The organism is Pseudomonas knackmussii B13 (assembly GCF_000689415.1).
Lineage (GTDB): Bacteria > Pseudomonadota > Gammaproteobacteria > Pseudomonadales > Pseudomonadaceae > Pseudomonas > Pseudomonas knackmussii.
The window spans coordinates 4,093,134-4,114,678 of sequence record NZ_HG322950.1; the positions used below are offsets into that span (position 1 = coordinate 4,093,134).

Consider the following 21,545-nt stretch of genomic DNA (forward strand, 5'->3'; position numbering starts at 1 on the left):
AACGGACGCTCCACATTTCGGTTTTTACGGAATGACTCGCCAGATTTGGGCAAAGTCCTTCCAATACAAGGTCTGGAATGTTAGCAACCGCCGCCGCATGCGTCAAACGGCAGCACGCACTCACTCCCCTGTCAGATCTCGGCGGGCAGCCTCGGAGAGAATGCTGTCGACCACTGCTTCGATGCTCATGTGCGTTGAGTCGAGCACTATCGCGCCCTCCGCCGGCTTGAGCGGAGCGACGCTGCGCTGGCTGTCCCGCTCGTCGCGAGCCCTGATTTCCTCGGTCAGCGCCACCATGTCGCAGTCCATGCCCTTCGCCTTGAGCTGCAGGTAACGACGACGAGCGCGCTCCTCGGCGGATGCGGTGAGAAACACCTTCAGCGGCGCATCGGGGAACACGACAGTGCCCATGTCCCGACCATCGGCCACCAGGCCCGGCGCCTCGAGGAAGGCACGCTGGCGCTGCAGCAGCGCATCGCGCACCGCCGGCAGAGCGGCGACCTGGGAGGCCCCGGCGCCGACCTGTTCGGTACGGATGGTATCGGTAACGTCTTCGCCTTCGAGGATGATGTGCTGGCCTTCACCACCCTTGGCGTGGGTGAACTGCACGTCGAGATGCGCGGCCAGGACCTTGAGGGCTTCCTCGTTGGTCAGGTCGATGCCGTGGTTGCCAGCAGCAAATGCCAGCAGGCGATAGAGCGCCCCCGAGTCCAGCAGGTTCCAGCCCAGGCGCTTGGCCAGGATGCCGGCCACGGTACCCTTGCCCGAGCCGCTAGGCCCATCGATGGCAAGCACCGGCCAGGCAGTGAGGTTCGAGGCGGACATCAGTTACCCTCCGCAGCCACGCGAATGCCGGCGCCTGCGGCCAGGCCGAGGAAGTCCGGGAAGGAAGTGGCGACGTTGGCGCAGTCATGGATGCGGATCGAGCCCGAAGCGCGCAGCGAAGCCACGCTGAAGGACATGGCGATACGGTGGTCGCCATGGCTCCAGACTTCGCCGCCGCCGTAGGCGCCGCCGTCGATGATGATGCCGTCCGGGGTCGGTTCGCACTTCACGCCCAGGGTCAGCAGGCCGTCGGCCATCACCTGGATGCGGTCGGATTCCTTCACGCGCAGCTCTTCCGCGCCACGCAGGACGGTACGACCTTCGGCGTTGGCAGCGGCGACGAACAGCACCGGGAACTCGTCGATGGCCAGTGGCACCAGGTCTTCGGGGATGTCGATGCCCTTCAGCTTGGCCGAACGCACGCGCAGGTCGGCCACCGGCTCGCCGCCCACTTCACGCTGGTTTTCCAGGGTGATGTCGGCGCCCATCAGTTTGAGGATGTCGATCACGCCGGTACGGGTCGGGTTGATACCGACGTGTTCGAGGACGATGTCCGAACCTTCGGCGATGCTCGCTGCAACCAGGAAGAAGGCGGCGGACGAGATGTCTGCCGGCACTTCGATGTGGGTGGCAGTCAGCTTGTGGCCAGACTCGACCTTGGCAGTGGCGCCCTGCACCTCTACCGGATAGCCGAAGCCGCGCAGCATGCGCTCGGTGTGGTCGCGGGTCGGTGCCGGCTCGGTGGTCGAGGTTTCGCCGGCGGCATAGAGGCCGGCGAGCAACAGGCAGGATTTCACCTGGGCGCTGGCCATCGGCATGTCGTAGTGCATGCCGGTCAGCTTCTGGCCACCCTTGATGGTCAGCGGCGGACGGCCTTCCGGACCGGTCTCGATCACTGCGCCCATCTCGCGAAGCGGCTTGGCCACGCGATTCATCGGGCGCTTGGAGAGCGAGGCGTCGCCCGTCAGCACGCTGTCGAACGGTTGCGCCGCCAGCAGGCCGCTGAGCAGGCGCATGGAGGTGCCGGAGTTACCCAGGTAGATGGGGCCCGGAGCCGGCTTCAGGCCGTGCAGGCCGACACCATGGACGGTCACGCGGCCGTGGTGCGGGCCTTCGATGACCACACCCATGTCGCGGAATGCCTGAATGGTGGCCAGGGCATCTTCGCCCTCGAGGAAGCCTTCCACCTCGGTGGTGCCTTCGGCCAGCGAGCCGAGCATGATCGAGCGGTGGGAGATGGACTTGTCGCCCGGTACGCGTACGCGCCCGGACAGGCGGCCACCCGGCTGGGCCAGGTAAATCAGGTCGTTGTTGTGCATGGCGTCCACATAGGCCCGACGGGCCAGGATTTTGCTGAAATGTTCACGGGCAACGCGGGCGCGGGTAAACACGCCCAGCAGCTGGTGCCCGTCCCTGGAGTCGACGGCGTCGCGCAGGGCGTCGAGGTCGTCGCGGAAGACGTCGAGGATGCGCAGCACCGCCTCGCGGTTGGCGAGGAAGATGTCATGCCACATCACCGGATCGCTGCCGGCGATCCGCGTGAAATCGCGGAAGCCGCCGGCGGCATAACGGAAGATTTCCAGATTTTCGCTGCGCTTGGCCAGCGAGTCGACCAGCGTGAAAGCCAGCAGGTGCGGCAGATGGCTGGTGGCGGCGAGCACTTCATCGTGGTGCTCGACTTCCATGTGCTCGACGTCCGCGCCCAGCTCGCGCCAGAGGCGGTCGACCAGCATCAGGGCCTCGTCGTCGGTGCTGTCGACCGGCGTGAGGATCACCTTGTGACGGCGGAACAGCGTCGGATTGGCCGCCTCCACTCCGCTCTGCTCGGAACCGGCGATCGGATGGCCCGGCACGAAGCGCGCCGGCATGCCTCCGAAAACGGCCTTTGCCGCGCGTACCACGTTGCCTTTGGCGCTGCCGACGTCGGTCAGCACTGCATTGCCCAGGTCGTAGCCCGCCAGCTCGGCAAGCACCTTTTCCATAGCCAGGATCGGCACCGCCAGCTGGATGACGTCGGCGTCGCGGCAGGCGACCTCGAGGGACTCCTCGCAACGGTCGACCACGCCCAGCTCCACGGCCAGGCGACGGGATTGCGGATCACGGTCCACGCCGACCACTTCCTCGAACAGCGCCTTCTCGCGCAGGCCCTTGGCAAAGGACCCGCCGATCAGGCCGAGCCCCACCACCACCAGGCGACGAAGCTTGGCCGAAGGCTGTTGCAGGGAAGTGACATCAACCACGGGCGAGCACCTTGGCCAGCGCCTCGAGGAAGCGGGCGTTCTCCTGCGGCAGGCCGATGGAGATGCGCAGGTGCTGAGGCATGCCGTAGCCGCCTACCGGGCGAACGATCACGCCTTCGGCGAGCAGGGCCTGGTAGATCGGGGCGGCTTCACGCTGCATGTCGACGGCGAGGAAGTTGCCTTTCGACGGGATCCAGTTCAAGTCCAGCGCACGCAGGCCGTCCTGCAGCTGCTGCATGCCGGCGTCGTTGACGCGCTTGCCTTCGGCCAGGTACTCGGCGTCGTCCAGCGCGGCGCAGGCGGCAGCCAGGGCCAGGCTGTTGACGTTGAATGGCTGGCGCACGCGGTTCAGCACCTCGGCGACCTGCGCCGAGGAGATCGCATAGCCGACGCGCAGCGACGCCAGGCCATAGGCCTTGGAGAAGGTGCGCGAAACCAGCAGGTTCGGGTAGCGGGCCAGGTATTTCAGGCCGTCGGGCAGTTCGTCACCCTCGGCGTATTCGATGTAGGCCTCGTCCAGGACGACCAGGACGTTTTCCGGAACGCGAGACAGGAAGCGCTCCAGGGCGTCCGGACCGAACCAGGTGCCGGTCGGGTTGTTCGGGTTGGCGACGAAGACCACGCGGGTATTGGCGTCGATTGCCGCCAGCATGGCTTCCAGGTCATGCCCCCAGTCCTTGGCCGGTACCGCCCTGCCCTCGGCGCCGACGGCCTGGGTGGAGATCGGGTAGACGGCGAAGGCGTACTGGCTGAACACGGCGTTCAGGCCCGGTGCCAGGTAGGCGCGGGCAACCAGGTCGAGGATGTCGTTGGAGCCATTGCCCAGGGTCACTTGAGCAGTGGTGACACCGCAGCGCTCGGCCAGCTTGCTCTTCAGCTCGAAGCCGTTGCCGTCGGGATAGCGGGTCATTTCCACCAGTTCGCCGCGGATCGCTTCGATCACCTTGGCGCTGGGGCCCAACGGGTTCTCATTGCTGGCCAGCTTGACGATCTTCGCCGGGTCCAGGTTCAGCTCGCGGGCCAGTTCGTCCACCGGTTTGCCCGGAACGTAGGGCGAAAGTTTCTGTACGCCCGGCTGGGCCAGGGCGAGGAAGTCACACGACATAGCTACAAGCCTCAAGCTGTATGCCGCAAGCCGGGCGCCGGATCACCGGCAGCCCGAGGCTTGCCGCTTCGACAGACGGTTCAGAGAACCGCTTTCGGGTAGGAGCCCAGCACCTTCAGCGCCACGGCTTCGCTGTTGATCTTTTCCAGCACGTCCTTGATCAGCGGGTCCTTGTGGTGGCCGACGAAGTCGATGAAGAACACGTAGGTCCACTTGCCGCTGCGCGACGGGCGGGTTTCGATGCGGGTCAGGTCGATGCCATTGGTGTGGAACGGCACCAGCAGTTCATGCAGCGCGCCGGGCTTGTTGCGCATGGAGACGATGATCGAGGTCTTGTCGTCGCCGGTCGGCGGCACTTCCTGGTTGCCGATGATGAGGAAGCGCGTGGAGTTGTCCGGGCGGTCCTCGATCTTCTCGTGGAGCTTGTCCAGGCCGTACAGGTTGGCGGCCATGTCGCCGGCGATGGCGGCGCTGTTCCACTCGCTCTTCACGCGCTTGGCGGCGTCGGCGTTGCTCGGCACTGCCACGCGCTCGACGTTCGGGTAGTGCGCGTCCAGCCACTTGCGGCACTGGGCCAGGGACTGGGCGTGGGAATAGATACGGGTGATGTTGTCGGTCTTGGTGTTCTCGCCCACCAGCAGGTGGTGGTGAATGCGCAGCTCGACCTCACCGCAGATCACCATGTCGTGCTCGAGGAAGCTGTCGAGGGTGTGGTTGACCGCGCCCTCGGTGGAGTTTTCCACCGGCACCACGCCGAAGTTCACCGCGCCGGCGACCACTTCGCGGAACACCTCGTCGATCGCCGCCATCGGCGTGCTGATCACCGCGTGGCCGAAGTGCTTGAGCGCCGCGGCCTGGGTGAAGGTGCCTTCCGGACCGAGGTAGGCGACCTTAAGCGGCTGCTCCAGGGCCAGGCAGGAGGACATGATCTCGCGGAACAGACGAGCGACTTCCTCGTTGTCCAGCGGGCCCTTGTTCAACTCCATGATGTGCTTGAGCACCCAGGCCTCGCGCTCGGGCCGGTAGAACACCGGCTTCTCGCCTTCGGCCAGGGATGCCATCTTCACGCGCGCCACGTCGGTGGCGCAGCGGGCGCGCTCGCTGATCAGCTCGAGGATCTTCTCGTCGAGGCTGTCGATGCGTACGCGCAAAGCCTTGAGCTGGTCAGCGTCGCTCATCAGCCGTGCTCCTTCTCGAACTCGGCCATGTAGGCGACCAGCGCCTCGATGGCGTCCAGACCCAGGGCGTTATAGATGGAGGCACGCATGCCGCCCACCGAACGGTGGCCTTTCAGGTTGAGCAGGCCGCGCGCGTCGGCGCCTTCGAGGAAGGCCTTGTCGAGCTTCTCGTCGGCCAGGCGGAACGGCACGTTCATCCAGGAGCGGGCGCTCGGCTGGATCGGGTTGGTGTAGAAGTCGCTGTTGTCGATGAAGCCGTACAGCATGTCCTTCTTGGCGCGGTTGCGCTTCTCCATGGCCTCGACGCCGCCCTGCTCCTTCAGCCACTGGAAGACCAGGCCGGAGAGGTACCAGGAATAGGTAGCCGGGGTGTTGTACATGGAGCCGTTATCGGCAGCGACCTTGTAGTTGAGCATGGTCGGGCAGATGCTGCGGGCGCGGCCCAGCAGGTCTTCGCGAACGATGACGACCACCAGGCCGGACGGACCGATGTTCTTCTGCGCGCCGGCGTAGATCAGGCCGAACTTGGACACGTCGATCGGACGCGAGAGGATGTCCGAGGACATATCCACAACCAGCGGCACGTCGCCGACTTCCGGAATCCAGTCGAACTCCAGGCCGCCGATGGTCTCGTTGGACGCGTAGTGCAGGTAGGCGGCGTTCGGAGTGAGGTTCCACTCGTTCTGCCCCGGAATGGCGAAGTAGTCGTACTTGGACGCGCTGGCGACCACGTTGACGTTGCCGAAGCGGCGAGCCTCTTCGATGGCCTTCTTCGACCAGATGCCGGTTTCCACGTAGTCCGCCACGCCGTCTTCGGGCAGCAGGTTCAGCGGGATCTCGGCGAACTGCTGGCTGGCACCGCCCTGCAGGAACAGCACCTTGTAGTTCGACGGCACGCCCATCAGGTCACGCAGGTCCTGCTCGGCCTTCTCGGCGATGGCCACGTAGTCGTCGCTACGGTGGCTCATCTCCATGACCGACAGGCCCTTGCCTTGCCAGTCGAGCAGTTCGGCGCGGGCGCGCTCCAGCACCTCGGTGGGAAGCGCAGCGGGACCTGCGCAGAAGTTAAAGGCTCGCTTGCTCACATCCACTCTCGCTATCAGTCTTCGCTGGCCTGCGGGGCTTCTTCAGCCGCGACTTCGCCTGCTTCTTGGTTCTCGTCCGCCACTTCGCCCTCGACGATCTCGCCGTCAATGACGTCGTCTTCGACGACGGTCGGTTCCTGCACCCGCTCCAGGCCCACCAGCGTTTCGTCGGCGGCCAGCTTGATGAGGATCACGCCCTGGGTGTTACGGCCTGCGCCACGGACTTCGTCGACGCGGGTACGGACCAGGGTGCCCTGGTCGGAAATCAGCATGATCTCCTCGCCATCCAGCACCTGAACGGCGCCCACCAGGTTGCCGTTGCGCTCGTTGATCACCATGGCGATCACGCCCTGGCCACCACGACCGCGGCGCGGGTAGTCGGCCAGCGGGGTGCGCTTGCCGTAACCGCGTGCGGAAGCCGAGAGGATCTGCGCTTCGCGGCACTCGGGGATCAGCATGGAGATGATGCGCTGGCCTTCCGCCAGGCGCATGCCGCGCACGCCACGGGCGTTACGGCCCATGATGCGCACCTTGCTTTCCTTGAAGCGGATCACCTTGCCGGCGTCTGAGAACATCATCACGTCCTTCGAACCGTCGGTGATGGCGGCGGCGATCAGCGAATCGCCCTCTTCCAGCTTCAGCGCGATCAGGCCGTTGGAGCGCGGCTTGGTGAACTGGATCAGCGGGGTCTTCTTCACGGTGCCTTTCATGGTGGCCATGAAGATGTAGGCGCCGGTCGGCTCGTCCTGGCTGAAGTCGGCGTCGTCGCCTTCTTCGGCCTCTTCAGCTTCCACCACCTCGGCGACCTGCTCGGCAACCACGTCGTCGTCATCGCCCTCGTCACCGGCGAACTGCGCCCGCACGGCTTCCAGGTCGATCTGCAGCATGGCGGTGATGCGCTCGCCTTCGTCCAGCGGCAGCAGGTTCACCAGCGGACGGCCACGCGCAGCGCGCGAGGCTTCCGGAATCTCGAAGGTACGCAGCCAGTAGACCTTGCCCTTGCTGGAGAACAACAGCAGGGTGGCGTGGCTGTTGGCGACCAGCAGGTGCTCGATGTAGTCCTCGTCCTTCACGCCGCTCGCCGACTTGCCCTTGCCGCCGCGGCGCTGGGCCTCGTAGGCCGCCAGCGGTTGCGACTTGGCGTAGCCGCCGTGGGAGATGGTGACGACACGCTCTTCCTCGGTGATCAGGTCGGCGATGGTCAGGTCGACCTGCGACGCGACGATCTCGGTGCGGCGGGCGTCGCCGAACTCGGCCTTGACCTTCTCCAGCTCCTCGCGGATGACTTCCATCAGGCGCTGCGGGTTGGTCAGGATGCGGATCAGCTCGCCGATCAGGGTAAGGATTTCCTGGTATTCGGACAGGAGCTTCTCGTGTTCCAGGCCGGTCAGGCGGTGCAGGCGCAGTTCCAGGATGGCCTGGGCCTGTTCCGGCGACAGGTAGTACTTGCCATCGCGCAGGCCGTATTGCGGGTCCAGGTCTTCAGGACGGCAGGCATCGGCGCCGGCGCGCTCGACCATGGCTTCCACGGCACTGGATTCCCAGGCGGTGGAGACCAGGCGCTCCTTGGCTTCGGCCGGGGTCGGCGAGGCCTTGATCAGCTCGATCACCGGGTCGATGTTCGACAAGGCGACCGCCTGGCCTTCGAGGATGTGGCCGCGCTCGCGAGCCTTGCGCAGCTCGTAGACGGTCCGCCGGGTCACCACTTCGCGGCGGTGGCGGATGAAGACTTCGAGCATGTCCTTCAGGTTCAGCGTGCGCGGCTGGCCGTCGACCAGGGCTACCACGTTGATGCCGAAGACGCTCTGCAGCTGGGTCTGGGCGTAGAGGTTGTTCAGCACGACCTCGCCGACTTCGCCGCGGCGCAGCTCGATGACCACGCGCATGCCGTCCTTGTCGGACTCGTCGCGCAGTTCGGTGATGCCTTCGATCTTCTTCTCTTTCACCAGCTCGGCGATCTTCTCGATCAGGCGAGCCTTGTTCAGCTGGTAGGGCAGCTCGGTGATGATGATCTGCTGGCGGTTGCCGCCCTTCTCCATGTCCTCGATTTCGGCGCGGGCACGGATATAGATGCGGCCACGACCGGTGCGGTAGGCCTCGATGATGCCGGCACGGCCGTTGATGATGCCCGCGGTCGGGAAGTCGGGACCGGGGATGTACTGCATCAGGTCATCGACGGACAGTTCGGGGTTGTCCATCAGCGCCAGGCAACCGTCGACCACTTCGCTCAGGTTGTGCGGCGGGATGTTGGTCGCCATGCCCACGGCGATACCGCTGGAACCGTTGACCAGCAGGTTGGGGATCTTGGTCGGCATGACCGCCGGGATCTGCTCGGTGCCGTCGTAGTTGGGCACCCAGTCGACGGTTTCCTTGTCGAGGTCGGCGAGAAGCTCGTGGGCCAGCTTCGCCATGCGCACTTCGGTGTATCGCATGGCCGCGGCGTTGTCGCCGTCGACCGAACCGAAGTTGCCCTGGCCGTCGACCAGCATGTAGCGCAGCGAGAAGGGCTGGGCCATACGCACGATGGTGTCGTAGACCGCGGTATCACCGTGCGGGTGGTACTTACCGATCACGTCACCGACCACACGGGCGGATTTCTTGTAGGGCTTGTTCCAGTCGTTGCCCAGTTCGCTCATGGCGTACAGGACGCGGCGGTGCACCGGTTTCAGGCCGTCGCGCGCATCGGGCAGGGCACGACCGACGATCACGCTCATCGCGTAATCGAGGTAGGACTGTCGGAGTTCGTCTTCGATGTTGACCGGGAGGATTTCTTTGGCCAGTTCGCCCATGAGAAGCCTGGTTCCTTTTTCAGGTGGACCTCCGCCTCGCCCATCCCGAGCCCGGCGGAGTGCGGCGGCGCTATCAGAACGCCACCGACTCACAACAAATCAACGACTTAGGTCAGTGATCCGCGCTACTGCGAGGGTGCAAAATATGCCCCCCGAAGAACCGTCGGAGCTTACCACAAGCCAGGTCGAACACCTACCGCCTCAGTGCAGCCGCTTGCGGCTCATCAACTCGGCCATGCGCGCGGCATCCGGACGCTCTACCACGCCCCGCTCGGTCACGATGGCGTCGATCAGGTCGGCCGGGGTCACGTCGAAGACCGGATTGAAGGCCTCCACTTCCGCAGCCACGCGCTTGCCACCGATTTCCAGCAGCTCGCGACCGTCACGCTCCTCGATCGGGATGTCGTCGCCGCTTTCCAGGCTCATGTCGATGGTCGAGCTGGGCGCCACCACCATGAAGCGCACGCCGTGGTGCATGGCGTTCACCGCGAGCTGGTAGGTGCCGATCTTGTTGGCCACGTCACCATTGGCGGTGATGCGGTCGGCGCCGACGATGACCCAGGTGATGCTTTCGGTCTTCATCAGGTGCGCGGCGGCGGCATCGGCGTTCAGGGTCACCGGCACGCCTTCGTTGGCCAATTCCCAGGCGGTCAGGCGTGCGCCCTGCAGCCACGGGCGGGTTTCGTCGGCGTAGATGCGTTCGACCAACCCTTCCAGGTGCGCCGCGCGGATCACGCCCAGCGCGGTGCCGAAGCCGCCGGTGGCCAGCGCACCGGTGTTGCAGTGGGTGAGGATCTTCTGCGGACCGCTGTGCTGCTTGCGGATCAGCTCGACACCGAGCTGGGCCATGGTCAGGTTGGCTTCGCGGTCGCTTTCGTGGATGGCGATGGCCTCGGCCTCCAGGACCTGCAGCGGGTCGTCGGTCGGCTTGAGGCGATCGAGGCGCTCGCGCATGCGGTTGAGCGCCCAGAACAGGTTGACTGCGGTGGGCCGCGATTCGGCCAGCACGCGGAAGTCTTCTTCCAGCGCCGCGCGCCAGTCGCCACCGATGTCCAGCCGGGCACGCAGGCCCAGGACCACGCCATAGGCGGCGCTGATGCCGATGGCTGGCGCGCCACGCACCACCATTTCGCGGATCGCATCGGCGACCTCGGCGGCACTGTCGTAGCTCAGCCAGGTTTCCTCCAGCGGCAGCCGGCGCTGGTCGAGCAGGCGGAGGGTGCCCTTGCGCCAATCAATGGCGGTGACCCGCTCGGCCGCCAACAGTCGCTCACGCATGGAACACCTCTTCTTTCATATGCTGTTTCGGACCGCGCCGAAGCGGCGCGCACTCCCCAAATCCGTCCCGGGATCGCCCCGGGAAAACCGGCGAGTATAACGAGCCGGAGCCAGCAGCGCTCGGGTATACTGCCGAGCTCCCGATCCCGCGCCCAGGAAGCGCCCCATGCCCGACGCCAAAGCCCCTCTCGATCTGCTTCTGCTGCCGACCTGGATAGTCCCGGTGGAACCTGCCGGCGTGGTCCTTCGCGACCATGCGCTGGGCATCCGCGACGGCCGTATCGCCCTGCTCGCCCCGCGCGCCGAGGCGCTGCGCCATCCGGCGGCGGAAACCCGCGAACTTCCGGGCATGCTGCTCGCCCCCGGCCTGGTCAACGCCCATGGTCACGCGGCCATGAGCCTGTTCCGTGGCCTGGCCGACGACCTACCGCTGATGACCTGGCTGCAGGAACACATCTGGCCAGCCGAGGCCAAGTGGGTCGACGAAGGCTTCGTTCGCACCGGCACCGAGCTGGCCATCGCCGAACAGCTCAAGGGCGGGATCAGCTGCCTCTCGGACATGTACTTCCACCCCAAGATCGCCTGCGAGGTAGTCCACGAGACCGGCGTGCGCGCGCAGATCTGCGTCCCGGTGCTGGACTTCCCGATCCCCGGCGCCCGCGACGCCGAAGAGGCGATCCGCAAGGGCGTGGCGCTGCATGACGACCTCAAGCATCACCCGCGCATCCGCGTGGCGTTCGGCCCGCACGCGCCCTACACGGTGAGCGACGACAAGCTGGAGAACGTGCTGATGCTCGCCGAAGAGCTCGACGCCGGCATCCAGATGCACGTCCACGAGACCGCCTTCGAGGTCCAGCAGGCGCTGGATAAGACCGGCGAACGCCCCCTGGCCCGCCTGCACCGTCTCGGCCTGCTCGGCCCGCGCTTCCAGGCCGTGCACATGACCCAGGTGAATGACGAGGACCTGGCGCTGCTGGTGGAAACCAACAGCTCGGTGATCCACTGCCCGGAATCCAACCTCAAGCTGGCCAGCGGCTTCTGCCCGGTGGAGCGCCTCTGGCAGGCCGGCGTCAACGTGGCCATCGGCACCGACGGCGCGGCCAGCAACAACGACCTCGACCTGCTCGGAGAAACCCGCACCGCCGCCCTGCTGGCCAAGGCCGTGGCAGGCCAGGCCACCGCGCTGGACGCCCACCGCGCACTGCGAATGGCGACCCTCAACGGCGCCCGCGCCCTGGGCCTGGAGCAGGAAATCGGCTCGCTGGAGCTGGGCAAGTCCGCCGACCTGGTGGCCTTCGACCTCTCCGGCCTGGCCCAGCAGCCGGTCTACGAGCCGGTCTCGCAACTGATCTACGCCACCGGCCGCGACTGCGTGCGCCACCTTTGGGTGGCCGGCAAGCAACTGCTCGACAGTGGCCGCCTGACGCGCCTGGACGAAGGCCGCCTGGCCGCCGCCGCCGGCGACTGGGGGCGACGCATCGCCAAGGGCTGACCGGCCCCGGCCCGGCTGCGACAATCTGTCATGCCGCGCCCAACCCCGGCGGGAAGCTGGCATCATAGTCAGCCTCCGCGCTCCGAATTCCCACGAAAGTTTCTGAACGAAGGTAAGCCATGAGCAACGTCGACCACGCCGAGATCGCCAAATTCGAGGCCCTTGCCCATCGCTGGTGGGACCGCGAAAGCGAGTTCAAGCCGCTGCACGACATCAACCCGCTGCGCGTCAACTGGATCGACGAGCGCGTCGGCCTGGCCGGCAAGAAGGTGCTCGACGTCGGCTGCGGCGGCGGCATCCTCAGCGAAGCCATGGCCCAGCGCGGCGCCACCGTTACCGGCATCGACATGGGCGAGGCGCCGCTGGCGGTCGCCCAGCTGCACCAGCTGGAATCCGGCGTGGCAGTTGAATACCGACGCATCACCGCCGAGCAGCTGGCCGAGGAAATGCCCGAGCAGTTCGACGTGGTGACCTGCCTGGAAATGCTCGAGCACGTGCCCGATCCGTCCTCGGTCATCCGCGCCTGCTACCGCATGGTCAAGCCCGGCGGCCAGGTGTTCTTCTCGACCATCAACCGCAATCCCAAGGCCTACCTGTTCGCCATCGTCGGCGCCGAGTACGTCATGCGCCTGCTGCCGCGCGGCACCCACGACTTCAAGAAGTTCATCCGCCCCTCCGAACTCGGCGCCTGGTCGCGCGACGCCGGCCTCGCGGTCAAGGACATCATCGGCCTGACCTACAACCCGCTGACCAAGCACTACAAGCTGGCCAACGACGTCGACGTCAACTACATGATCCAGACCCTGCGCGAGGAATGAGGCCGATGCCGATCAAAGCGGTTCTCTTCGACATGGACGGCACCCTGCTGGATACCGCGCCGGACTTCATCGCCGTCTGCCAGGCCATGCTCGCCGACCACGGCCTGCCGCCGGTGCCCGACCAGCGCATCGCCGACGTGGTTTCCGGCGGCGCCCGCGCCATGGTCGCCGCGACCTTCGATATGGACCCGGAAGCCGAAGGCTTCGAACCGCTGCGCCTGGAGTTCCTCGATCGCTACCAGGACCACTGCGCAGTGCTCACGCGTCCCTACGACGGCATTCCCGAGCTGCTCGAAAGCATCGAGAGAGCCCGCCTGGTCTGGGGTGTGGTAACCAACAAGCCGGTGCGCTTCGCCGAGCCGGTGATGCAGCAACTGGGCCTGGCCGAGCGCTCGGCAGTGCTGATATGCCCCGACCACGTGACCCGCAGCAAGCCCGATCCGGAAATGCTGCTGCTGGCCTGCGAGCGCATCGGCGTCGACCCGCAGCATGTGCTGTTCATCGGTGACGACCTGCGTGACATCGAGTCCGGCCGCGCCGCCGGGACCAAGACCGCGGCCGTGCGCTACGGCTACATCCACCCCGAGGACAACCCCGCGCACTGGGGCGCCGACGTGATCGTCGACCACCCGCGCGAACTGCTGGCCGTCCTCGAACGGGCAATGTGCGGCTGCTGAGGCGGCCGCCACACCTTCCGGCAACGTCCGCCCTCCCCTCGCTGCGCCAACCGCGCGCAGCGCTCCGAAGGAGCTTCCGATGTTCGAATATTCCGCACGCCCCGACCTGCTCAAGGATCGGGTGATCCTGGTCACCGGCGCCGGTCGCGGCATCGGCGCCGCCGCTGCGCGCAGCTACGCCGCCCATGGCGCCACCGTGCTGCTGCTGGGCAAGAGCGAAGAAAACCTCAATGAGACCTACGACCTCATCGAGGCCGCCGGGCATCCGCAGCCGGTGGTGATCCCGTTCAACCTGGAAACCGCCCTGCCGCACCAGTTCGACGAACTGGCGGCAACCGTGGAGAGCGAGTTCGGCCGCCTCGACGGACTGCTGCACAACGCCTCCATCCTCGGCCCGCGCTCGCCCATCGAGCAGATCTCCGGGGAGAACTTCATGCGCGTCATGCAGGTGAACGTCAACGCGATGTTCATGCTGACCCACGCGATGCTGCCGCTGCTCAAGCTCTCCGACGACGCCTCGGTGATCTTCACCTCCAGCAGCGTCGGCCGTAAGGGCCGGGCCTACTGGGGCGCCTACGCGGTCTCCAAGTTCGCCACCGAGGGCCTGATGCAGGTGATGGCCGACGAGTGCGACGGCACCCACCCGATCCGCGCCAACAGCGTCAACCCCGGCGCCACCCGCACCAGCATGCGTGCCATGGCTTATCCCGGCGAAAACCCGGCCAATAACCCTACGCCCGAGGAGATCATGCCGGTCTACCTCTACCTGATGGGGCCGGACAGCCAGGGAGTCAACGGCCAGGCCTTCGACGCCCAGGGCTGAGAATCCTCCGGGGCGGCGCCATTGCCGCCCCGTCGAAATCCCGGCAATTCGTTGCCGCTGACCTGTTTTACCCCTGCACCTCCCCGCCGCCTCGCCATCATTTTGACATCCCGCCTTCCGTCGCCTGCCACCCACTTTCGGAACAAACCCAGCAACCATGGGTCTTTAGGACCGATCCGACACAACTTTCCGCGGGTTGGCACGAAAGTCGCTAAGCCCATAGTGTCGCCGTTCTCGCGCCAGAGGTTGCCAAGCGTCATGGCCCCACCCAAGCAGTCCAACACCATCGATTTCGATACCGCCAAGATGCAGCGCCTGGCGCTTGGCGAATTGCGCTCGCGCAAGCGCCAGGTCAGCCTGGCCGACGTGCGCCGGCAGCTTGCCCTGCACCTGCAGACCAGCCTGGAAGCAGATCGCGTGCTCGACATCTTCTTCCGCGAGAGCCAGCAACTGCTGCCGCTGGACTACCTGAGCTACCAGCACAGCGGAGCCGATCTACGCCTGGAATTTGGCGACGCCGCCAGCCATGCCGCCAGCTACCGACTGACCCACGCTGGCGAGTACCTGGGCGAGCTCTGCTTCCGCCGCCGCCTGCCGTTCAGCGAGACCGAACTGGGCCAGTTGGAAAGCCTGATCGCCAGCCTGCTCTACCCGCTGCGCAACGCCCTGCTCTACCGCGCCGCGATCCAGACAGCCCTGCGCGATTCGCTGACCGGCACCGGCAATCGCATCGCCATGGACCAGGCGCTGGGCCGCGAAGTCGAACTGGCCCGGCGCAACCTGATGCCGCTGTCGATCCTCATGCTCGACCTGGACCACTTCAAGCGCATCAACGACCAGTACGGCCATAGCCACGGCGACGAAGCCCTGCGCACCGTCACCATGGCGATCAAGGGCAGCCTGCGCAACGTCGACATGGTGTTCCGCTTCGGCGGCGAAGAGTTCCTTGCGCTGCTCTCCAACACCAGCAGCGCCGGCGCTATCCAGGTCGGCGAACGGCTGCGCCATGCCGTCGAAGACCTGCAATTCACCGTCGACGGCCAACCGGTGCCGCTGTCGATCAGCCTGGGCTGCGCCTCGCTAGCCGCCGGCGAAGGTGTCGACGATCTGCTGCGCCGCGCCGATGCGGCGCTCTATGCAGCCAAGCGCGACGGCCGCAATCGCCTGGCCTGCGCCGGCTGACAGCAAAATCCAGGCAATGAAAAAGGGCTCCGAGGAGCCCTTTTTCATTACCGCTACGCCTTAGCGCTTGAAGCCCGGGCGCATGCCATCGCCAGACGGCTGCGGACGACGCTTGTTCAGCGGCTTGCGCACGACCGGCTTGGACGGACGCTCGGCGTGCTCGCCGCTCGGCTTGGCCGGACGCTTGCGGTTCACGTCGCTCGGACGCTCGGCCAGCGGGGCACCCTTGCTGCGATCGTCCTGACGCGGACCACGAGCCGGACGACCACCGTCCTGACGCGGCGCACGGCCTTCGCCCTCGCCACGCGGAGCGCGGGCCGGACGACCACCGGCGGAATCCGGACGCGGCGCGCGCGGGGCGCGACCTTCGCCCTCGCCGCGCGGACCACGGGCCGGACGGCCACTGTCCTGACGCGGCGCACGGCCTTCGCCTTCGCCACGCGGCGCGCGGACCGGACGACCTTCGCCTGCGTCGCGACGCGGAGTGCGGCTTTCACCAGCATCGCCGCGCGGCGCACGACGCGGACGCTCGCCTTCGGCGGCTTCCTTGCGGTTGCGGGAGCCGCGACCGGCATCCGGACGCTCGCTCCGCGACAGCGGCTTGGAAAGCTTGCGCTGCTGGCGATCGAGCTTCTCGCGCTGCTTGACGGTGATTTCCGGCAGGGCGACCGGCGTGAGGCCGACCTCTTCGCTAAGGATGTCCACCTCGCGCTGCTCCATCTCGCGGTAGCGACCCATGGTCAGCTCGGAGGTGAGGAACACCGGGCCGAAGCGCACGCGCTTCAGGCGGCTGACCACCACGCCCTGGGATTCCCACAGGCGACGCACTTCGCGGTTACGGCCTTCCATCACCACCACGTGGTACCAGTGGTTGAAGCCTTCGCCGCCGGGCGCCTGCTGGATGTCGCTGAACTTGGCCGGGCCGTCTTCCAGCATCACGCCGCTCTTCAGGCGTTCGATCATCTCTTCGTCGACTTCGCCACGTACGCGCACGGCGTATTCGCGGTCCATCTCGTAGGACGGGTGCATCAGGCGGTTCGCCAGCTCACCGTCGGTGGTGAACAGCAGCAGGCCGGTGGTGTTGATGTCCAGGCGGCCGATGTTGATCCAGCGGCCACTGCGCAGGCGCGGCAGGCGGTCGAACACGGTCGGACGGCCTTCCGGATCGTCGCGGGTGCAGACTTCGCCTTCGGGCTTGTTGTAGATCAGGACGCGACGGACGTGCTCTTCGAGCTTCTCGCGCTTGAGCAGGCGATCGTCGACGGCGATGGCGTCATGGTCGCCGACGCGCTGGCCGAGGCTGGCTACGGCGCCGTTGACCTTGACCCGGCCTTCCTCGATCCAGGCTTCGACGTCGCGGCGCGAGCCGACGCCCATGCGTGCGAGGACTTTCTGCAGCTTTTCGCCAGCAGGGGCTGGGGTCAGTTCTGGGTTTTCGTGCGTGTCGTTCATCTGGGCACCTCCCGGTGTGGCATGCAACGAAGAAAAAGGTCGCGCATCATACGCGCTTGGACACGGCAGCGCACCGTCCGTGATCGGGAAAGCCTAGCCGTTTTTCCCCGCGCCGCCGCCGATTGCCAGGAGAACCGCACCGTGCACGACGAATCCGCCTTCACCGGCGCCAAGCTGGCGCTATTCCACGCCGGACGCCTGGTGGTCTACCGCCGCGACGACAAGCCCGAAATCCCCTACCCCAACTGCTGGGACTTCCCCGGCGGCGGCCGCGAGGGCGAAGAGACGCCAGTCGAATGCGCGCTGCGCGAGCTGGAAGAAGAATTCGCCGTGCGCCTGGATGCCGACCGCATCGAATGGCAGCGCCGCTATCGCGCTACCCACGGCCCGGCGCCCTGGGCCTGGCTGCTGGTCGCACGGATCGACGAGGCGGAGTTCGCCGCCATCCGCTTCGGCGACGAAGGCCAGTACTGGCAATTGATGGATGTCGACGATTACCTGGCCCACGAAGAAGCAGTGCCTTACCTGCAGGAGCGCCTGCGGCATTACCTCGAAGAAACGAACCTGTAGGAGCGGCCCATGGCCGCGATTCGCGCGCATGGCGCGCTCCTACACGGGCACCATAAAAAAGCCCGGCACCAGGCCGGGCATGTCCAATCAGGGACAGCTCAGTGTGTATCGAGCAACGCCAGCGCCTCGCGGGAGAGGCGCTCGACGGCCTTCCAGTCACCGCTGGACACCGCGGCCTTGGGCAGCATCCAGCTGCCGCCCACGCACATGACGTTTTCCAGGCGGTAGTAGTCGTTCAGGTTGTCCGGGCCGACACCGCCGGTGGGGCAGAAACGCACCTCGGGGAACGGGCCGCCGAACGCCTTGAGCGCTTCCACGCCGCCGCAGACCTTGGCCGGGAACAGCTTGAAGCGGCGCAGGCCATAGCGATAGGCAGCCATGATCTCCGACGCGGTCGCCACGCCCGGCAGCAGCGGCAACGGGCGGCTCACCGCGTACTGCAGCAGTTCGTCGGTGCAACCGGGGGTGACGACGAACTGCGCGCCGGCTTCCTCGGCCTGGCGGAAAGTCTCGCCATCCAGCACGGTGCCGGCACCGATGCACAGCTCCGGGCGCTTTTCGGCCAGGGTGCGGATGGCGGTCAGGCCGAGACTGGTACGCAGGGTCACTTCCAGCACCGTGATACCGCCGGCGGCCAGGGCATCGGCCATCGGCAGGATGTCCTGCTCGCGATCGATGGTGATCACCGGCAGGATGCGCGCGCGCTCGGCGAGGGCGTCGATGCGCTGGATGTGTTGATCAAGGCTCATGTTGCAAGGCTCCGCGCCTCAAGGGCACCAGTGGATCGACAGCGGCGCGCGCAGGAAGGCGCTCACCGGCATGCGTTGTTCATCGTTCTCGGCCAGCGCCGCACGCAGGGTGGCGAGCTTGGCCTGGCCCTGGATCGCCAGCAGTTGCACGCGGGCGCCGGCCAGCACGGCGCGACTGAGGGTCAGGCGCTGATGCGGCACGCTCGGCGCCCAGGCCGGCAGGCAGCGACGCACACCCGCCGGGTCGAGCGCCTCGACCAGACCCGGACTACCCGGGAACAGCGAGGCCGTGTGGCCGTCGTCGCCCATGCCGAGCACCAGCACATCGATCGGCAGCGCCAGCTCGGCGACCTGCCGCTCGGCGTTTTGCGCAGCTTCTTCCAGGCTCGCAGCCGCCTGGTAAAGGCCGCAGAACAGCGCCTTGGCCGCCGCGCCCTTGAGCAGGTGGCGACGCACCAGACCTGCGTTGCTGTCCGGATGTGATTCGGGCACCCAGCGTTCGTCGGCCAGGGTCACGGTGACCTTCGACCAGTCCAGCTGCTCGGCGCTCAGCGCCTCGAGGAAGGCTACCGGGCTGCGCCCGCCAGACACCGCCAGTACAGCGCGGCCGCGCGCGGCAATCGCGCCACGCAGCGCTTCAGCCACCTTGGCAGCCAGGCCGCTCGCCTGCGCCGCGGCGTTTTCCCAGGTCGTCCAGCCCACGTTGGCCGGCAGATTAAGATCAATGGTCGCCATACCAGTCCTTCCCGTCTCTCGCGATCAATGCCACGGCCGCCTGCGGCCCCCAGGTGCCCGCCGGATAAGGCTTGGGCGCTTCGCCCAGGCGCTCCCAGCCGGCGATCAGGTGGTCGCACCACTTCCAGGCGAACTCCACTTCGTCCTTGCGCACGAAGAGGTACTGGTTGCCTTGCATCACTTCCAGCAGCAGTCGCTCGTAGGCGTCCGGCACGCGCGCGGCCTGGAAGGTCTCGGAGAAGCTCAGTTGCAGCGGGCCGGTGCGCAGCTGCATGCCCTTGCCCAGCCCCTGGTCCTTGGTCATCACCTGCAGGGAGATACCCTCGTCCGGCTGCAGGCGGATGATCAGGCGGTTGCTGATCAGCGAACGCTGCTCGGGGGCGAAGATGTAGTGCGGCGGTTCCTTGAAGTGGATGACGATCTGCGACAGCTTCTGCGGCATGCGTTTGCCGGTGCGCAGATAGAAAGGCACGCCGGACCAGCGCCAGTTGCGGATGTCCACGCGCAGCGAGACGAAGGTCTCGGCGCCGCTGCGGCGGTTGGCGTGCTCCTCTTCGAGGTAGCCGGGCACCGCCTTGCCGTCGATGAAGCCGGCGGTGTACTGGCCGCGCACCACGCGGGTGGCCAGTTGCTCCGGCGGGATCGGCTCCAGCGCGCGCAGCACCTTCACCTTCTCGTCGCGGATGCTGTCGGCGGAGAGGTCGCTCGGCGGGTCCATGGCGATCAGGCAGAGCAGCTGCAGCAGGTGGTTCTGCACCATGTCGCGCAGCTGGCCGGCCTGGTCGAAGTAGCCCCAGCGGCCTTCGATGCCGACCTTCTCGGCCACGGTGATCTCCACGTGGGAGATGTGGTTCTGGTTCCACTGGGTTTCGAACAGGCTGTTGGCGAAGCGCAGTGCGATCAGGTTCTGCACCGTCTCCTTGCCCAGGTAGTGGTCGATCCGGTAGATGCGGTTTTCCGGGAAGAAGCGCGCCACGGCGTCGTTGACCTCGCGGGAGGACGCCAGGTCATGGCCGATCGGCTTCTCCAGCACGACGCGGGTGCGCTCGGCCACGCCGATCGCCGCCAGGTTCTCGCAGATGCCGCCGTACACCGAGGCCGGCGTGGCGAAGTAGGCAACCACCGGCAGGCCGCCGGGCAGTGCGTCGCGCAGTGTCGGGTAGGACTGCGGATCGAGGAAATCCATGCTCAGGTAGCCCAGGCGCTCACGGAAGCGCGCCCACACGGCGTCGTCCCATTCGCGCGCCGGTACGGCCAGGCGCAGGCGCTTCTCGATGGCCGGCAGGTGGGCGGCGGTATCGCCCTCCTCACGGGCCAGGCCGAGGATGCGGGTGTCCGCGTGCAGCAGACCCTCGCGGTCGAGTTGGTACAGCGCCGGAATCAGCTTGCGCAGGGCAAGATCGCCCAGCGCGCCGAACAGCGCGAGGGTACAAGGCAGAACACGGACATCGGGCATTTGTTGTTACCAACCAGATATTCAGGTGAAATTGCGCTACCAATGGCGCCATTAAGGCAAAAATGTAGTAATTAAACAACATATTTTTCCCTTGAACGGGGCGCTGTTGGTCGCCTGTCGTGCTGACGTTAGGATAGCGCCGCTGGCCGGAGGCAGAGCCCCGCCAATTGACGCAGCCAAGGAGCTCGGATGAAGAACCTGCTGGAGCAGATCCAGTCCCGCCTGGAAGACCTGAACAAGGCGGAACGCAAAGTCGCCGAAGTGATCCTCGCCAGCCCGCAGCAGGCCACGCGCTTCAGCATCGCCGCGCTGGCCCAGGCCGCCGGCGTAAGCGAGCCGACGGTGAACCGCTTCTGCCGCTCGTTCGACATGAGCGGCTATCCGGAGCTGAAGATCCAGCTGGCACAGAGCCTGGCCAGCGGCGCGGCCTTCGTCGCCCAGGCGGTCACCGAAGACGATGGCCCCGAGGCTTACACGCGGAAGATCTTCAGCAGCACCATCGCCTCGCTGGACAGCGCCTACAAGGCGCTCGACACGAAGGTGATCGACCGCGCCGTCGACCTGCTGATCCAGGCCCGGCAGATCCACTTCTTCGGCCTCGGCGCCTCCAGCTCGGTGGCGCTGGACGCCCAGCACAAGTTCTTCCGCTTCAACCTCGCGGTGTCGGCGCAGAGCGATGTGCTGATGCAGCGGATGATCGCCTCGGTGGCGCACACCGGCGACCTGTTCGTGGTGATTTCCTATACGGGCCGTACCCGCGAACTGGTGGACGTGGCTCGCCTGGCCCGCGACAACGGTGCCTCGGTGCTGGGCCTGACCGCCGCCGACTCGCCGCTGGCGCGCGCCTGTACGCTGAGCCTGGACGTCCCGCTGCCCGAAGACACCGACATCTATATGCCGATGACCTCGCGGATCATCCAGCTGACCGTTCTCGACGTGCTGGCCACGGGCGTGACCCTGCGCCGCGGCGTGGATTTCCAGCCGCATCTGCGCAAGATCAAGGAAAGCCTGCTGCCGACCCGCTACCAGCTGGACGAGGAAGGCTGAGGCGGCGCACAGCCACATACGCATGCGCGTGAGGCGCCATTCGT

General features: G+C 66.5%; 18 protein-coding genes. 7 read left to right on the forward strand and 11 right to left on the reverse strand.

Annotated elements, in window-relative coordinates; translation table 11 throughout:
* Positions 1-120: 120 nt before the first annotated feature.
* The 7 genes from cmk to mtnA all read right to left on the reverse strand — a co-directional run bounded on the left by cmk (position 121) and on the right by mtnA (position 10,500).
* Positions 121-825: a (d)CMP kinase gene (gene cmk, locus PKB_RS19250; protein WP_043253580.1), complete on the reverse strand. Its 705-nt coding sequence runs from the start codon at positions 823-825 to the stop codon at positions 121-123.
* Entirely contained in the window at positions 825-3,065 is a 2,241-nt protein-coding gene (locus tag PKB_RS19255) for a bifunctional prephenate dehydrogenase/3-phosphoshikimate 1-carboxyvinyltransferase (protein ID WP_043253581.1), read from the reverse strand. Before PKB_RS19255 ends, cmk begins: the two co-directional genes overlap by 1 nt.
* Positions 3,058-4,170 carry a histidinol-phosphate transaminase gene (gene hisC, locus PKB_RS19260; RefSeq protein ID WP_043253582.1) on the reverse strand — a complete coding sequence of 371 codons (1,113 nt, stop codon included), beginning with the start codon at positions 4,168-4,170 and terminating at the stop codon, positions 3,058-3,060. Before hisC ends, PKB_RS19255 begins: the two co-directional genes overlap by 8 nt.
* 80 nt (positions 4,171-4,250) lie before the next feature.
* On the reverse strand, positions 4,251-5,348 hold the full coding sequence (pheA, locus tag PKB_RS19265; protein WP_043253583.1) for a prephenate dehydratase: 1,098 nt from the start codon (positions 5,346-5,348) through the stop codon (positions 4,251-4,253).
* Entirely contained in the window at positions 5,348-6,433 is a 1,086-nt protein-coding gene (serC, locus tag PKB_RS19270; protein ID WP_043253584.1) for a 3-phosphoserine/phosphohydroxythreonine transaminase, read from the reverse strand. The genes pheA and serC overlap by 1 nt, the downstream gene beginning before the upstream one ends.
* 14 nt (positions 6,434-6,447) lie before the next feature.
* A complete protein-coding gene (gene gyrA / locus PKB_RS19275) occupies positions 6,448-9,222 on the reverse strand; it encodes a DNA gyrase subunit A (protein WP_043253585.1) in 2,775 nt (924 codons plus the stop codon).
* A gap of 201 nt (positions 9,223-9,423) precedes the next feature.
* A complete protein-coding gene (gene mtnA, locus PKB_RS19280; protein WP_043253586.1) occupies positions 9,424-10,500 on the reverse strand; it encodes an S-methyl-5-thioribose-1-phosphate isomerase in 1,077 nt (358 codons plus the stop codon).
* Positions 10,501-10,666: 166 nt separating this feature from the next.
* On the opposite strand from mtnA, the gene PKB_RS19285 reads away from it, so the two are divergent.
* The 5 genes from PKB_RS19285 to PKB_RS19305 all read left to right on the forward strand — a co-directional run bounded on the left by PKB_RS19285 (position 10,667) and on the right by PKB_RS19305 (position 15,492).
* Positions 10,667-11,992, forward strand: a complete 1,326-nt coding sequence (locus PKB_RS19285; RefSeq protein WP_043253587.1) for a TRZ/ATZ family hydrolase — start codon at positions 10,667-10,669, stop codon at positions 11,990-11,992.
* 119 nt (positions 11,993-12,111) lie between these two features.
* Positions 12,112-12,810, forward strand: coding sequence for a bifunctional 2-polyprenyl-6-hydroxyphenol methylase/3-demethylubiquinol 3-O-methyltransferase UbiG (gene ubiG, locus PKB_RS19290; RefSeq protein ID WP_043253588.1), 699 nt, complete (start codon positions 12,112-12,114; stop codon positions 12,808-12,810).
* Entirely contained in the window at positions 12,807-13,487 is a 681-nt protein-coding gene (gene mupP / locus PKB_RS19295) for an N-acetylmuramic acid 6-phosphate phosphatase MupP (protein WP_156958051.1), read from the forward strand. Before ubiG ends, mupP begins: the two co-directional genes overlap by 4 nt.
* Positions 13,488-13,566: 79 nt before the next feature.
* Positions 13,567-14,310 carry a YciK family oxidoreductase gene (locus PKB_RS19300; RefSeq protein WP_043253592.1) on the forward strand — a complete coding sequence of 248 codons (744 nt, stop codon included), beginning with the start codon at positions 13,567-13,569 and terminating at the stop codon, positions 14,308-14,310.
* A gap of 258 nt (positions 14,311-14,568) precedes the next feature.
* Positions 14,569-15,492 (forward strand): GGDEF domain-containing protein, encoded by a 924-nt coding sequence (locus PKB_RS19305; protein WP_043253594.1) that lies wholly within the window; start codon positions 14,569-14,571, stop codon positions 15,490-15,492.
* 60 nt (positions 15,493-15,552) lie between these two features.
* Here the strand turns inward: PKB_RS19305 and rluB are convergent, their stop codons facing one another.
* Positions 15,553-16,944 (reverse strand): 23S rRNA pseudouridine(2605) synthase RluB, encoded by a 1,392-nt coding sequence (gene rluB, locus PKB_RS19310; protein ID WP_043253596.1) that lies wholly within the window; start codon positions 16,942-16,944, stop codon positions 15,553-15,555.
* 141 nt (positions 16,945-17,085) lie between these two features.
* On the opposite strand from rluB, the gene PKB_RS19315 reads away from it, so the two are divergent.
* Positions 17,086-17,514 carry an NUDIX hydrolase gene (locus PKB_RS19315; protein ID WP_043253598.1) on the forward strand — a complete coding sequence of 143 codons (429 nt, stop codon included), beginning with the start codon at positions 17,086-17,088 and terminating at the stop codon, positions 17,512-17,514.
* A 98-nt stretch (positions 17,515-17,612) separates the two neighbouring features.
* Here the strand turns inward: PKB_RS19315 and PKB_RS19320 are convergent, their stop codons facing one another.
* The 3 genes from PKB_RS19320 to zwf are packed head-to-tail and all read right to left on the reverse strand — an operon-like array spanning position 17,613 to position 20,454.
* A complete protein-coding gene (locus PKB_RS19320; RefSeq protein ID WP_043253601.1) occupies positions 17,613-18,263 on the reverse strand; it encodes a bifunctional 4-hydroxy-2-oxoglutarate aldolase/2-dehydro-3-deoxy-phosphogluconate aldolase in 651 nt (216 codons plus the stop codon).
* Positions 18,264-18,281: 18 nt separating this feature from the next.
* Positions 18,282-18,998 (reverse strand): 6-phosphogluconolactonase, encoded by a 717-nt coding sequence (gene pgl, locus PKB_RS19325; protein WP_043253603.1) that lies wholly within the window; start codon positions 18,996-18,998, stop codon positions 18,282-18,284.
* A complete protein-coding gene (gene zwf, locus PKB_RS19330) occupies positions 18,985-20,454 on the reverse strand; it encodes a glucose-6-phosphate dehydrogenase (RefSeq protein ID WP_043253605.1) in 1,470 nt (489 codons plus the stop codon). Before zwf ends, pgl begins: the two co-directional genes overlap by 14 nt.
* Before the next feature lie 189 nt (positions 20,455-20,643).
* On the opposite strand from zwf, the gene PKB_RS19335 reads away from it, so the two are divergent.
* Positions 20,644-21,501 (forward strand): MurR/RpiR family transcriptional regulator, encoded by an 858-nt coding sequence (locus tag PKB_RS19335; RefSeq protein ID WP_043253606.1) that lies wholly within the window; start codon positions 20,644-20,646, stop codon positions 21,499-21,501.
* The last annotated feature ends 44 nt before the right edge of the window (positions 21,502-21,545 follow it).

Bases quoted from the DNA above. Each gene is read 5' to 3' on its own strand.
- cmk (WP_043253580.1), bottom strand. From the start codon at position 825: ATGTCCGCCTCGAACCTCACTGCCTGGCCGGTGCTTGCCATCGATGGG.
- hisC (WP_043253582.1), bottom strand. From the start codon at position 4,170: ATGTCGTGTGACTTCCTCGCCCTGGCCCAGCCGGGCGTACAGAAACTT.
- pheA (WP_043253583.1), bottom strand. From the start codon at position 5,348: ATGAGCGACGCTGACCAGCTCAAGGCTTTGCGCGTACGCATCGACAGC.
- gyrA (WP_043253585.1), bottom strand. From the start codon at position 9,222: ATGGGCGAACTGGCCAAAGAAATCCTCCCGGTCAACATCGAAGACGAA.
- mtnA (WP_043253586.1), bottom strand. From the start codon at position 10,500: ATGCGTGAGCGACTGTTGGCGGCCGAGCGGGTCACCGCCATTGATTGG.
- PKB_RS19285 (WP_043253587.1), top strand. From the start codon at position 10,667: ATGCCCGACGCCAAAGCCCCTCTCGATCTGCTTCTGCTGCCGACCTGG.
- ubiG (WP_043253588.1), top strand. From the start codon at position 12,112: ATGAGCAACGTCGACCACGCCGAGATCGCCAAATTCGAGGCCCTTGCC.
- mupP (WP_156958051.1), top strand. From the start codon at position 12,807: ATGAGGCCGATGCCGATCAAAGCGGTTCTCTTCGACATGGACGGCACC.
- PKB_RS19300 (WP_043253592.1), top strand. From the start codon at position 13,567: ATGTTCGAATATTCCGCACGCCCCGACCTGCTCAAGGATCGGGTGATC.
- PKB_RS19305 (WP_043253594.1), top strand. From the start codon at position 14,569: ATGGCCCCACCCAAGCAGTCCAACACCATCGATTTCGATACCGCCAAG.
- rluB (WP_043253596.1), bottom strand. From the start codon at position 16,944: ATGAACGACACGCACGAAAACCCAGAACTGACCCCAGCCCCTGCTGGC.
- PKB_RS19320 (WP_043253601.1), bottom strand. From the start codon at position 18,263: ATGAGCCTTGATCAACACATCCAGCGCATCGACGCCCTCGCCGAGCGC.
- pgl (WP_043253603.1), bottom strand. From the start codon at position 18,998: ATGGCGACCATTGATCTTAATCTGCCGGCCAACGTGGGCTGGACGACC.
- zwf (WP_043253605.1), bottom strand. From the start codon at position 20,454: ATGCCCGATGTCCGTGTTCTGCCTTGTACCCTCGCGCTGTTCGGCGCG.
- PKB_RS19335 (WP_043253606.1), top strand. From the start codon at position 20,644: ATGAAGAACCTGCTGGAGCAGATCCAGTCCCGCCTGGAAGACCTGAAC.